Source organism: Bradyrhizobium sp. CCGUVB23 (genome assembly GCF_024199885.1).
In the GTDB taxonomy this organism is placed as follows: domain Bacteria; phylum Pseudomonadota; class Alphaproteobacteria; order Rhizobiales; family Xanthobacteraceae; genus Bradyrhizobium.
The window spans coordinates 8,165,791-8,179,059 of the sequence record NZ_JANADQ010000001.1 but is presented as its reverse complement, the minus strand read 5'-3'; the positions used below and the strand labels follow the sequence as shown (position 1 = coordinate 8,179,059).

Below are 13,269 nucleotides of genomic sequence, written 5' to 3'. Positions count from 1 at the left end.
AAACCCGAGCCCACGGCGCTAGGCGCGGGTTGCCCGACACGGTCGCCATCCGCGCAAGTCCCAAGGAAGATGATTGTGAGCACAAAGGCCCGAGCCCGGTCACCCCCGGGAAGCTGGGGACTTCTGCTTTTGCGCAGCTTTGGCTCTCCTATGTTAACGACGCCGTCGCGCGGATCATCAAAGATGCGGTCGGGGTGGAACCTCCAGGAGCGGGAGAGCGGCGTGGATCGCAGAACGGCGTGCCTGAACCAGGCAAACGCATTCCGGGAAAAGGCGCTCGCCGATCCCGAGCACCACGATCAATGGATCGATGAAGCCATCAAATGGCTGGAACTGGCGATGGAAGCGAGCTGCCACGTCGCGGTGACGGTCGAAGCGAGTGATGGCTGCACCGTTCCGCAGCTGGCGGCGGCGGCCGACACCGTCGTATCGCATCAGCCTGACGCGCAGGTCCTGATCACACCCGCACGTGAGAACCAATCGCGACAGGCTGTCGTCGCTGCGGCGTTTATTCTCGGGACGTAACAATGTTGCGGGTCGACACTGTTCCCGCAGGCGTGCTAGGCGGGACACGAACCGCAACGAGAGTGACCTCGTGTCCGCGATCCGCTGGCCATTCGGGATGTTTCGCACGCGCCATCTGCGCGGGCTGCTGGCCGTGCTCGTCGCAACCATCTACCTGCTGTCGTGCCTGCTGCACGGCGCGCACGAACTCGATGTGACCAACCCCTCCAGCAAGGCGGAGATCGCCTCCGTGCTGGACGGGGCCGCCGGCCATAACAAGGCGTTCGCCGGCCATCATTGCCATGGCTGCTTCTCGGTGACGGTTGCGCAGCCGGCGCAGGCCGAGACCCTGACTGCGCTCGTCGCCGCTCCCGAGCCACCGCGCCTGCCTGCCATCGCCGGCGTGGTGCTCGATACGGACTCCCCGCCTCCCAAACTTATTGCCTGAACGGATTGGTCGGGCGCTCGCGCGCCTCCTAGCTTCATCCTTCACAGGTCGATTCCATGTTTTGCAGGCGAACTGCCGCGCGCTTGGCGTGCGCGACGGCGATTCTCATCGGCGGGCCGCTCATGCTGGCCGCGCAGGCCCAGACCCTAACCATGCGCAGCGCGCTGACGCGCGCGCTGGCCGCCAGCCCACGGCTGACGGCCGCCGAGCGCGACGTCGGCATCGCCACCGGCCAGCGCATCCAGGCGGGCGCGCTGCTCAATCCCGAGCTTTCCTACGAGCAGGACAATTCCTTCGGCTCCGGCATCTACCGCGGGACAAAATCGGCCGAAACCACGCTCCAGATCAGCCAGGCGTTCGAGTTGTTCGGCAAGCGCGAGGCACGCATCGCTGCGGGTAGCGCCGGTGTCGAGGTCGCCGCGATCCAGCGCAAGGCTGTCAGGCTCGAGGTGCTGTCGGAGACGGCGATCGCCTTCCTCAGTGTGCTCGGCGCCCAGCGCCGCATCCAGATCCTCGACGAGCAGGTCGCCGCGATCGATCGCCTGACACCCCTGCTCCGCCGCCGTGTCGAGGCCGGCGCGTCTTCACCCGCAGAGACCGGCCGGGCCGAGGTCGCCTCCGCGCTGGTGAAGGCCGACCGCGAGCGCTTCAAGGCGACGCTTGCCAGCGCCCGGCGCGAGCTCGCCCTGCTGATGGGCGATCCCACGCCGAAATTCGCCGACGTCTCCGGACGGCTTGACGCCATGGGCCGTCCGCCCTCGTTTCAGTCGGTGGTTGCCGCGATCGACGCCAACCCGCAACTTGTGCGCTGGACCGCAGTCTACGCCCAGCGAAATGCCGAGCTGCTGCTGGCGCGGTTGAAGCCATATCCGGACGTCCGGATCGCCGCCGGCTGGCGTCATTTCAACGAGACCAATGACGACGCGGTACGCCTCACCGTCTCGGTGCCGATCCCCGTGTTCGACCAGAACCAGGGCAACATCCTCTCGGCGCAGGAAAGTCTCGCCAGGACGAAAGCCGAGCGCGAAGCCAATCGCAACGCGTTGATCGTGATTGCCGGCCGCGCCTACGACTCGCTGCAAGGATCGCTGCGCGAGCTCGCGATATTGCGCGAGACCGCGATCCCGAAGGCCCAGGAGGCCGCCGAGGCGATCTCGCAGGGCTACGGCCAGGGCCGCTTCACGCTGCTCGAGGTGCTCGATGCGCAGGCAAGCGTGACGCAGGCGCGGCTGCGCGAGCAGGAAGCGCAGCAAAATTTCCACGCCGCGGTCGCGACCATCGAAGGTCTCGTCGGCAATCCCTTCACGCTCGCCCGGGAGAGCGCCAGATGAAGACATCCTCAACCATCCTCGTGGCTCTCATCACCGCCGCGCTCGGCGCCTATGGCTATGCCATGCTCGCACCCGCCAGGGTCGAGACGACGGAGCAGGCGCACGAGAAGAAGCCGGCGAACGAGCATGTCGAGCAGGACGAGCATGGCGCCGACCGCATCAGGATCTCCGACGTCAAGCTCGCCGCCGCGGGCGTCGCGCTCGCGGAAGCCGCAAGCGCGACGCTGACCGACACCCTCTCCTTCAACGGTGTGCTGCGCGCCAACCAGGAGGCCGTGGTGCAGGTGACGCCGCGCTTCCCCGGCATCGCCAAATCGATCCGCAAGCGGATCGGCGATACCGTCGCCAGGGATGACCTCCTGGCATCGATCGAAAGCAACCAGAGCCTGACGGCCTATGATCTCAAGGCGCCGATCGGCGGCACGATCATCGACCGGCAGATCTCGCTCGGCGAATACGCCTCCGAGCAGAAGCCGGCCTTCGTCGTCGCCGATCTCTCCACGATCTGGGTCGACCTCTCGATCTATCGCCAGGACATCAAGCGCGTGCGCCTCGGCGACGAGGTGCTGATCGATCCCGACGACGGCCGCGGCGAGATCAGGGGCGCGATCTCCTATCTGGCCCCGGTCGGCGTCAGCGAGACCCAGACCGCGCTGGCGCGCGTCGTGCTGGAGAACGCCGACGGACGCCTGCGGCCGGGCCTCTTCGTCACCGCGCGGCTGATCCTCGCCGCGCGTAACGTCGCCGTGGCGGTTCGAGCCAGCGCCATCCAGACGCTGGAAAACCGGACCATCGTCTTCGTCCGCGAGGACGGCGACAAGATCGAGGCCCGCCCGGTCGAGCTCGGCGAGTCCGATCCGCGCTACGTCGAGATCAAGGCGGGGCTGTCGGCCGGCGAGCGCTACGTTGCCGAAAACAGCTTCGTCGTGAAGGCGGAGATGGGCAAGGGAGACGCCGATCATGATTGAACGCAGCCTCGCCTTCTCGCTTCAACAGCGCTGGCTGGTGGTTCTCCTCTCGCTCGTGGCCGCGATCTTCGGCGTTTGGAATTTCACGCGTCTGCCGATCGATGCGGTCCCTGACATCACCAACGTCCAGGTCCAGATCAATACGAACGCCCCAGGCCTGTCTCCGCTCGAGGCCGAACAGCGCATTACCTTTCCGATCGAAGCCGTCATGGGAGGCCTGCCAAGGCTCGACTATACGCGCTCGATCTCCCGCTATGGCCTGAGCCAGGTCACGGTCGTGTTCCAGGAAGGCACCGACGTCTACTTCGCCCGCCAGCTCGTGGGCGAGCGCATCCAGCAGGTGAAGGATCAACTGCCCGCAGGGACCGAGGTCGCGATGGGACCGATATCGACCGGTCTCGGCGAAATCTACATGTACACGGTCAGTGCCGAGCCGGGCGCGAAATCCGCGAGCGGCCGCGAATACACGCCCACCGAACTCCGGACCATCCAGGACTGGATCATCAAGCCGCAGCTCCGTACTGTTCCTGGGGCGGTCGAGGTCAACTCGATCGGCGGCTATGAACGGCAATTCCACGTGCTTCCAAACCCCGGCCGGATGATGGCCTACAATTTCGGCTTCCGGGATGTGCTGAGCGCCCTCGCCGCCAACAACGCCAATGTCGGCGCCGGCTACATTGAGCGCAACGGCGAGCAATATCTGGTCCGCGCGCCCGGCCAGGTCGCAACGATCGAGGAGATCCGCGACGTCGTGATCGGCTCCCGCGGCGGCGTGCCGGTTCGCGTTCGCGACGTCGCCGACGTCCAGGAAGGCAAGGATCTGCGGACCGGCGCGGCATCCGTGGACGGCAAGGAGACCGTGCTGGGCACCGCGATGCTGCTGATCGGCGAGAACAGCCGCTCGGTCGCGCAGCGGATCGCGGCCAGGCTTGGCGAGATCGCCAAGTCGCTGCCGGACGGCGTCGTCGCGCGGGCGGTCTATGACCGTACGCATCTGGTGGAAGCGACGATCGAGACCGTTCAGAAGAACCTGCTGGAGGGGGCCGCCCTCGTCATTGCCGTCCTGTTTCTCGTTCTCGGCAACATCCGCGCGGCGCTGATCACCGCCTGCGTCATTCCGCTCTCGATGCTGCTGACGATCACCGGCATGGTCGGAGCCAAAGTCAGCGCCAATCTGATGAGTCTGGGTGCAATCGATTTCGGCATCATTGTCGACGGTGCCGTCATCATCGTCGAAAACTGCCTCCGCCTGCTTGCGCAGGAACAACACACGCGCGGTCGTCTGCTGTCGGTCACGGAGCGGACCGAGACGATCCGGGCGGGCGCCAGCGAGGTGATCCAGCCGAGCCTGTTCGGCACGCTGATCATCGCCGTGGTCTATCTCCCGGTCCTGACCTTGACCGGCACCGAGGGCAAGATGTTCACGCCGATGGCGCTCACGGTGCTGATGGCGCTGGCCGGCGCGGCCCTGCTGTCGGTCACCTTCGTTCCTGCCGCGATCGCGATCCTGGTCCGCGGCAAGGTCTCGGAGAAAGAAAATATCTTCATGCGAGCGGCGAAGCGGATCTACGTTCCGCTTCTCGACCGGGTCATCCGTCACCGTGTCGGCGTAGCCCTCGCCTGCTTCTTCGTCGTTGCCGGCAGCCTGGCTGCGGCAACCCGGATGGGCGGCGAATTCATTCCCAGCCTTGATGAGGGAGACGTGACGATCGAGACGCTTCGGATCCCCGGCACCAGCCTGACGCAGAGCGTGGAGATGCAGCTCCGGCTCGAGCGCGCGCTCAAAGAGGTCCCCGAGGTCGCCACCGTGTTCTCCAAGCTCGGCACCGCGGAGGTCGCCAACGATCCCATGCCGCCCAACGCTGCCGATACCTACGTCATGCTGAAGCCCAGGGAGCAATGGCCGGACCCCGGCAAGTCCAAGGCTGATGTCGTCGAGGAGCTCGATCGCGTCGCCAACACGCTGCCGGGCTCGAGCTACGGCATGACGCAGCCGATCCAGATGCGCTTCAACGAGCTCATCGCGGGCGTACGCAGCGACGTCGGCGTCAAGATATTCGGCGACGATCTCGACATCCTGCTTGGAATTGCGCAGCAGGTGCAGTCCGTCCTGCGCGGTATCAATGGCGTAGCCGATCTGAAGACCGAGCAGGTCGCGGGCCTGCCGATACTCACCGTCAAGCTCGACCGTCAAGCCTTGTCGCGTTATGGCCTCAGCGTCGGCGACGTGCAGAGCGTCGTCGAGATCGCGGTCGGCGGGAAGCCTGCCGGTAAGCTCTACGAGGGCGATCGCCGTTTCGATATCGTCGTTCGCCTGCCGGAAAACCTGCGTGCCAACCTTGATGCGATCAAGGCCATTCCCATTTCCCTGCCGCCCGGACCGGATGGTGCGGCACTGACCAGGACGGCATGGGCGGGCACAACCGGCGCGCCGCTACGCTACGTACCGCTCTCCTCGGTGGCCGCCGTAGAGATTGCGCCGGGTCCCAACCAGATCAGTCGTGAGAACGGCAAGCGCCGCGTCGTGGTCGCGGCCAACGTCCGCGAGCGCGATCTGGGCTCGTTCGTCACCGAGGCGCAGGATGCTGTTGCGCAGAAGGTCAAGCTGCCGCCCGGCTACTGGATCGGCTGGGGCGGCCAGTTCGAGCAGCTTGTCTCGGCGACCAAGCGGCTGACCATCGTCGTGCCGGTGGCGCTGCTGCTGGTGTTCCTACTGCTGTTCATGAGCATGGGGTCGGCGGCGGATGCGCTGCTGGTCTTCAGCGGCGTGCCGCTGGCGCTCACGGGCGGTATCGCGGCGCTGCTGATGCGCGGCATCCCGCTGTCGATCAGCGCCGGCGTCGGCTTCATTGCACTGTCCGGCGTCGCCGTGCTCAACGGCCTCGTCATCATCGCGTTCATCGAGCGGCTGCGGAGCGAGGGCAAGCCTCTCGTCTTGGCCGTCCGCGAAGGCGCCCTGACACGTCTGCGCCCGGTGCTGATGACCGCGCTGGTCGCCTCGCTTGGCTTCGTGCCTATGGCGCTTGCGACCGGCGCCGGCGCCGAGGTGCAGCGGCCGCTCGCGACCGTCGTGATCGGCGGCATCATCTCCTCGACCGTGCTGACGCTCCTGGTCCTGCCGGCGCTCTACGTGCTGTTCCGTCGTGACGGCGTCCGCGAAACGCCTAAAATGGGTTCTGATTTGGCGCACGCCGATTCCGGGGAGCGGTAGACGTGGACAAGCACGACCACCATGCCGGCCATCATCACCATGACCACCACGACCATGCCGGGCACGACCACGGTCATAGCCACGGCCTTGGCCACGGTGCGCATGTCCACGCGCCCGCAAGTTTTGGCAGGGCGTTTGCGATCGGCATCTCGCTGAACACCGCGCTCGTCATCGCGCAAGGCGTCTACGGCTACGTCGCCAATTCCACCGCCCTGCTCGCCGACGCCAGCCATAATCTCAGCGACGTGCTCGGCCTCGTCATGGCCTGGGGTGCATCGGTTGCGGCCAGGCGCGCGCCCACGGGCCGCTTCACCTACGGCTTTCGCGCCTCGACCATCCTTGCGGCCCTCGCGAACGCCGTCTTCCTCCTGGTCGCGACCGGCGCGATCGGCTGGGAGGCGATCCTGCGCCTGCGCGAGCCTGAGCCGGTCGCCGGCGTCACGGTGATGATCGTCGCCGGCATCGGCATCCTCATCAACGGCGCGACCGCGATGCTGTTCGCGAGTGGCCGCAAGGACGACATCAACATCCAGGGCGCGTTCCTGCACATGGCGGGAGACGCGGCGGTCTCGCTCGGCGTGGTCATCTCGGCGGCGCTGATCATGTGGACGGGCTGGCTCTGGCTCGATCCGCTGGCGAGCCTTTTGATCTGCGCCGTCATCCTCTGGAGCACGACCGGCCTCTTGCGCAGCTCGATCGACATGTCGATGGCCGCCGCGCCGCGGGGCACCGACCTCGACGCCATCAAAGCCTTGCTGATGCAGCGGCCCGGCGTCTCCGATATTCACGACCTGCACGTCTGGCCGATCTCTACCACCGAGACGGCGCTGACCTGCCACCTCGTCATGCTGGGCGGTCACCCCGGCGACGCCTTCCTGATGGAGACCGCGCAGCTCCTGAAAACCTCGCACCGGATCGGCCATACGACGATCCAGATCGAGACCGGCCAGGACAATGGCTGCGCGCTGGCGCCCGACAACGTGGTGTGACGGCGCGTCGTCTGGAGGCAACGGGCACACCCGCATCCCCACCGTCATTGCGAGCGCAGCGAAGCAATCCAGACCGTGTCTGCGGAAAGATTCTGGATTGCTTCTCTACGCTCGCAATGACGAATACGGACAAGCCGTGTTGCTACGCCGCCTTCGCCGTCACGATCCAGATCGCGCCCGGCAGCGCCACCGACTGCCCCTCGACGAATGGCGCCAGCGCTTCGCGGATCGAGCCCTTGGCGGCCTCAACGGTCTCCGGCGGATGGCCTTGCAGCGCGCGGCTGGCGGGGCCGATTTGAAGAGAGCCGTCGACGGCCGCGTCCAGCCCGCCACCGATCGCGATGTCCATCGCAAGGTTATGCGGCTCCATGGCGACGTCCGCGAAGCCGGCGCCCTTCAGGATGCGCATCACGCGCTCTTCCGAGGCAAAGGCGAACGGACCGGGGTCCTCCGGACCGACCGGCGGCATCTTGGGCACGTGTTTGTAGACCGCCATCAGCGGCGTCATCATCCAGGGATTTTCGCGCGGCTCGCGCCAGCAGATGAAGGCGAGCCGCCCCGAAGGTTTCAGCGCGCGGCGCAGGTTGATGAACGAGACAATTGGGTCGGCAAAGAACATCACGCCGAAGCGCGATGCGAGCAGATCGAAGCTCGCCGGCTCGAACGGATAGACTGTTGCATCCGCCAGCACGAAATCGAGCGGCAGGTTCTTTGGCGAAAGCGCCTGCGCCTGCGACAGCATCGGCTCGGACACGTCGAGCCCGAGCGCAAAGCCATTCGGCGCCACCGCCTTCGCAAATGCGACGGTGGTCGCACCGGAGCCGCAACCGATATCCAGCACGCGTTCACCCAGCTTCGGCTTCGCCCGGTCGATCAGGATGTCCGCAATCGGCCCGAGCAGCGTCTCCTGCACCGCATGGCGATCCGCCCAGCGCTGCCCGCCCGGTCCGTTCCAATAGGCGATCTGGTCGGCGTTCTCTGCGTGTCCGCTTGGCAATTCCATCACGGCCTCTATGTCTCCCATTGGCAAGCTGCCCTCCGCCTCGCAATTGCGCGCAGTCACACGCATGGGCAGCCCGTGTGCAGGACGTAGCGTAATTTTCTGCGACGGCCAAACTTTGGCGTCCGGCAACAGCTCCATGTCGAAGCGATGCACCAGTGCCGCGAGCACGATCGTCGCCTCCTGGAGCGCGAAGGATGCCCCGATGCAGATGCGCGGCCCGTTGCCGAACGGCAGATAAGCAAAGCGCGGGATCGCCGCGCGTGCCTCCGTCAGGAAGCGCGACGGATCGAACGCGTCGGGCTGCCGCCACAACAGCTGGTGCCGATGCAGCACGTAAGGCGCGATCACGATCAGGGAGCGCGGCTTGATCTTGAGGCCTCCGAGCGTATCCGCCCCCTCGGCCATCCGGCTCAGCGCCGCGATGGGCGGGTAGAGCCGCAGCGCCTCCTCGACCACGGCACGGGTCACGACCAGCCGTTCCGCAAGCCCCTCGACCGGCCCGGCCAGTTCGCGCCCCGCCTCCTCGCGGACACGCGCACGCCAATGCGGCGCTTGTGACAAGAGGAACATCGACCAGGCCAGCGTGTTGGCCGTCGTTTCATGTCCCGCCGACAGGAAGGCCAGGATGTTCGATCTGACCTCGGCGAGCGACATCGCGCGCCCGGTCGCAGGATCGAGCGCGCGGAGCAGCAGCGTCAGGAGATCGGAAGGCGCCTCGCCCGCAGAGAGGCCGGCAAGCCGCAATTGCCGCGTTGCGATGATCTGGTCGATGATCCCTTCGAAATAGGCCATCGTCCGACGCAGACGGCCGCGCCCGGGCCGCGGCACGGATTGCGGCAGGCCGAGCAGATCGAAGGCGCCAATCCGGCCGATCACCGTAAAGTAGGCGCTCATCGCAGCTCGGAATTCGTCGTAGTCGCCACCAATGCCGTCCGAGAAGATGGTCAAGGCGAGCACGTTCAGCGTGATCAGCGTCATCTCTGCCGCGACGTCGACGGTTGTCCGCGGCCCCAGGGTGCGCCATCTCTCCGCCAGCTGGTCGGCCGCCGCCAGCATCGCGGAGGTGAAGGACGTGACCGTGCGCCGCGCAAACAGCGGCGCCAGCGCTCGCCGTTGCATCTCCCAACGCTGGCCCTCGACGCTCAACAGCCCATCGGCAAGACCGCTGGCGAGAATGCGGCGCTGGATCGGGTCCTTGCGGTAGTTGCCGGCATTGTCGACCAGCACATGCTTGATGGCTGCCGGGTCATGCACGAGGACGGCGTCGGTAAAGGGCAGCCTGACCTTCGCGATCGGCTCGCGAAAGAATTCTGCACTCCAGCATTCCAGCGGATTTCGTTTGAGCGCCGCGAGCAGCGGAAACAACCGCAGCCGCTCTTCCGGCGGACAGGGCGCCGGCGGGCAATAACTCTCCGAAACTCCCAAAACGGAAACAGGCATCGAACTGGCAAAAAGTCGGGAACAATATGCAGTAAAGTCTCAGCCTCGCCGGAGTTCCTGGCGGCGTCCAGCGGCAACGTGGGAAGCCCACGGCCGAGTACCCGACTACCCAGTCAGTTGGATCGAGCGGTGCGACCGATATTCCAGCGAATGGCTTCCAGAGGGATGTGGGTGAACGCCTCGGCCAGCCGTCGCCTCCAAGGTTGCTTCACCGTCGAGAGCCTCCCCTCCAGATGCGCGGCCTTCTCGCGCGCTGCCACAGTTTCGACGTTGGCTTTGAGCAATTCGGCCAGCAGCTTGTTCGTGCGGTTGCACTCTCTCTCGAAGTCGGACCGATGGCTGCCGGCAATAGCCTTCATCTCCAGGAGATCGGCCTGCAACGTGGCAATGTGCTCCTTGAGGGCGGTGACCACCTGGTGACCGGCCGGAGCTTGGGAGGTGCGTGTGATGGGCGAATGGCTGATTTCGGTGAGATCGACGTGAACCAGGGTCTTTCCATCATTCGAGCGAGACCGGGGAAACCGGTGTCGCTTCACCAGCGATCTGGCTGCCTCAGGCGATATCCTGAGTCGCTCGCCTAGCTCGGCATAAGTCAGCATCTCGACGGGCATGATGGCTACTCCCGGCCGGTCGGGCGGTCACCGCCCGAACAACGAGACGCACGATAGCAGCCCCGAGTTAACGAACGGTTTACTATGCCTGCGGGTGATGTCCGCTTGGCCGATGGAGTATCTCTGGCAACTTGGTCGGAAAGCCCGGGTGCCGAAATGACAAGAGGCCGCCAAGCGGCAGCCTCTTCGATCACCTCGGCGAGCAGCTTCATGAATGTCACGCGCGCGGTACGCCGTCCGACGGTGATAAGCGGTGAGAGGACCGAACCACCGACCCGCGCCAGCCTGGATCATTCGGCTGCCAGCGAGGCTCCTGTTCGCTTCGCAAGAACGCGGCGAAAGTCCGCCGCCAGCTCGTCATAGTAGCGAGCAAGCTCCTCATAAAAAGCCTTTCCGGCCTGGTCGCTCGCTTCTTGGGCTGCTTTCATGCAGTGAGCGGCTTTGGACTCGTACCTTTCCAGCTTGATGCGAAGATCACTCATCACGGCGATACTCCACGCTAATGACGGGAGCTGGAACGGTGGTTCGGGCGGAGATCGAAAAGATGACCGAACGAAGGCAATTTTGGACCGGTCGGGGGCCCTTTCTGGGCGTCCGGCGCGCTGGGCTATGAGCCAAAGCGCGTTTGCCGCCATGCGGGGGTTTTAGGAAATGGCGTAGATGAACCCGCACGCTAGAGGTGAACACGCCAGATTCGAGAGGCCCCGAGCAAGCGAGCCCGGCGACAATATCGCCGATAAACCAGCTCTAGCAGCGCCAACATTGGCAAACTCCTCCTTTTACCCTGATGTGGATATTGGCCGTCCAGCGCACCGATTTATGTGATGTCGATCACAATTGGGACTTTGCGCCAATGCCATGCTCCGACTACTCTGTTCGCATTGCGATTTGGGGCTGCAATGGGCGCGTTTCGGATTTTTGTATTTTGGTTGGTTGCAATCTGTCTCGGCTGCGGATCGGCGCACGCGGAAAAGCGCGTCGCCCTGGTGATCGGCAATTCCGCCTACAAGAGCGTACCCAAGCTGACCAATCCGGTGAACGATGCCACCCTGGTCGGCGGTATGTTCAAGAAGGCCGGGTTCGACGCGGTCGATGTCAGGCTTGACGTGAGCGCGGCGGACATGCGCCGGGCGCTGCGCGAGTTCGCTGGCAGAACGCGCGATGCGGAGGTCGCCGTCATCTATTATGCGGGGCACGGCATCGAATTGGACGGGGCCAACTACTTGATCCCAACCGACGCGATGCTGGAAACCGACGGCGACGTGCTCGATGAGACGGTCGCGCTCGATCGGGCGCTCTTCGCGGTCGAGCCCGCCAAGCAGCTTCGCCTCGTCATATTGGACGCCTGCCGCGACAATCCCTTTGCCAAGACCATGAAGCGCACGGTGGCCGCGCGCGCCATTGGACGCGGGCTCGCCAAGGTCGAGCCGACCAGCCCGAACACCATGATCGCCTTCGCCGCGAAGGCCGGCTCGACGGCCTCGGACGGTGATTCCAAAAACAGCCCGTTTGCGGCGGCCCTTGTTGATCGTCTCCCCACGCCCGGTCTCGACCTACGCAAGGCCTTCGGCTTCGTGCGCGACGACGTCCTCAAGAACACCGGCTACAAGCAGGAGCCGTATGTCTACGGCTCGCTGGGCGGTGACGACGTGCCGCTGGTGCCGGCCAGGCCGGCAGCAGCGCCGGGCCCGCAAGCCAATCCCCAGGACAGCGTGCGCCGCGACTATGAGCTGGCGCTCCAGGCGGGAAACCGGGACGCATGGGAAGCATTTTTGCAGGCTTATCCGGACGGGTTCTATGCGGGCCTCGCCCGCGCGCAATTGAAGAACGTCGCCGCCGAAGAGGCGCGCACGGCTGCCGCCGAGAAGGCGCGCCAGGCTGAGGAGGCAAAGGCGCGGCTCGCCGCTGAGCGCGCCAACAAGGCCGAGCAGGAGAAGGCGGCCGCCGCCAAGGCTGCCGAGGACGCCCGGCTTGCCGCCGAGAAAGCCAAGCAGGCCGAGGCGGCCAAGGCGGCCGCAGCCGAGCAACGCCGGAGGGAGGCCGAGGCCGCCGCGGCGAAGGTGCTGGCCGACAAGCAAGCGGCCGAGAAGGCACTTGCCGAGAAGCTCGCGAGCGACAAGGCCGCTGCCGAGCTGGCCGCCAAGCAGGCTGCCGAAAAGCAGGCTGCCGAGAAACAGCAGATCGCCGACACCGCGCAGAAGGTCGCGGCTGTCGCACCAACCTCATCGCAGCCGAGCCTGTCTCCGCAAGAGGCTGCGAAGCTGGTGCAGTCCGAACTGCGCCGCGTCGGCTGTCTGGCGTTGCCGGCGGACGGCGACTGGAATACGTCATCGCAACGCTCGCTGACGCTGTTCAACAAATATGCGGGAACGAAGTTCGACGCAAAGCTTGCGAGCTTGGATGCACTGGACGCAATCAAGGCCAAGCAGGGACGGGTCTGCCCTCTGGTCTGCGACCACGGCTTCAAGGCCGACGGCGACGCTTGCGTGAAGATCACGTGCCGCGCCGGTTATCGCATCAACGACGACAACGAATGCGAGAAGGTTCAGGACAAGAAGCCGGTTGCAACCCGCGAGGATGCCAACAAGCGAGACGCGGAGCGAAAACAGATCGAAGCTGCACCTGCGAAGCCGTCTGCATCCGGTCAAATGATTTGTAACAATGCGGGCTGTCGGCCGGTAAAGTCTGGCTGTCGGCTTTCTAGCGGCCCGAGGTATGGACATGGGGGCATGGCTGTCCCGGAAATTGAAGTGTGTAACTGAGC

10 protein-coding genes and 1 pseudogene are annotated in these 13,269 nt (G+C 65.4%); 7 read left to right on the top strand and 4 right to left on the bottom strand.

Going from position 1 to position 13,269, the window contains the following annotated elements:
• Positions 1-222: 222 nt before the first annotated feature.
• The 6 genes from NLN62_RS38095 (at position 223) to NLN62_RS38070 (ending at position 7,451) form a co-directional block, all read left to right on the top strand.
• Positions 223-525, top strand: a complete 303-nt coding sequence (locus NLN62_RS38095) for a hypothetical protein (RefSeq protein WP_063621826.1) — start codon at positions 223-225, stop codon at positions 523-525.
• Positions 526-595: 70 nt separating this feature from the next.
• A complete protein-coding gene (locus NLN62_RS38090; RefSeq protein WP_027527437.1) occupies positions 596-952 on the top strand; it encodes a hypothetical protein in 357 nt (118 codons plus the stop codon).
• 56 nt (positions 953-1,008) lie between these two features.
• The gene (gene ihpA, locus NLN62_RS38085; RefSeq protein ID WP_254112154.1) at positions 1,009-2,283 is read left to right on the top strand and encodes a divalent metal ion exporter subunit IhpA; all 1,275 of its coding nucleotides are present in this window, start codon (positions 1,009-1,011) and stop codon (positions 2,281-2,283) included.
• Positions 2,280-3,251 carry a divalent metal ion exporter adaptor subunit IhpB gene (ihpB, locus tag NLN62_RS38080; protein ID WP_254112153.1) on the top strand — a complete coding sequence of 324 codons (972 nt, stop codon included), beginning with the start codon at positions 2,280-2,282 and terminating at the stop codon, positions 3,249-3,251. The genes ihpA and ihpB overlap by 4 nt, the downstream gene beginning before the upstream one ends.
• The gene (locus NLN62_RS38075) at positions 3,244-6,462 is read left to right on the top strand and encodes an efflux RND transporter permease subunit (RefSeq protein ID WP_254112152.1); all 3,219 of its coding nucleotides are present in this window, start codon (positions 3,244-3,246) and stop codon (positions 6,460-6,462) included. The genes ihpB and NLN62_RS38075 overlap by 8 nt, the downstream gene beginning before the upstream one ends.
• A gap of 2 nt (positions 6,463-6,464) precedes the next feature.
• Entirely contained in the window at positions 6,465-7,451 is a 987-nt protein-coding gene (locus NLN62_RS38070; protein WP_027527441.1) for a cation diffusion facilitator family transporter, read from the top strand.
• Between the two features lie 142 nt (positions 7,452-7,593).
• Here the strand turns inward: NLN62_RS38070 and NLN62_RS38065 are convergent, their stop codons facing one another.
• The 4 genes and pseudogenes from NLN62_RS38065 to NLN62_RS38050 all read right to left on the bottom strand — a co-directional run bounded on the left by NLN62_RS38065 (position 7,594) and on the right by NLN62_RS38050 (position 10,987).
• Positions 7,594-8,454, bottom strand: coding sequence for a class I SAM-dependent methyltransferase (locus tag NLN62_RS38065; protein ID WP_027527447.1), 861 nt, complete (start codon positions 8,452-8,454; stop codon positions 7,594-7,596).
• 108 nt (positions 8,455-8,562) lie between these two features.
• A pseudogene (locus NLN62_RS38060) lies at positions 8,563-9,894 on the bottom strand (cytochrome P450); the annotation flags it as partial.
• 113 nt (positions 9,895-10,007) lie between these two features.
• Positions 10,008-10,505 (bottom strand): hypothetical protein, encoded by a 498-nt coding sequence (locus NLN62_RS38055; protein ID WP_051390169.1) that lies wholly within the window; start codon positions 10,503-10,505, stop codon positions 10,008-10,010.
• Positions 10,506-10,795: 290 nt separating this feature from the next.
• Positions 10,796-10,987, bottom strand: a complete 192-nt coding sequence (locus tag NLN62_RS38050) for a hypothetical protein (RefSeq protein WP_156944805.1) — start codon at positions 10,985-10,987, stop codon at positions 10,796-10,798.
• A 417-nt stretch (positions 10,988-11,404) separates the two neighbouring features.
• On the opposite strand from NLN62_RS38050, the gene NLN62_RS38045 reads away from it, so the two are divergent.
• Entirely contained in the window at positions 11,405-13,267 is a 1,863-nt protein-coding gene (locus NLN62_RS38045) for a caspase family protein (protein ID WP_027527443.1), read from the top strand.
• The last annotated feature ends 2 nt before the right edge of the window (positions 13,268-13,269 follow it).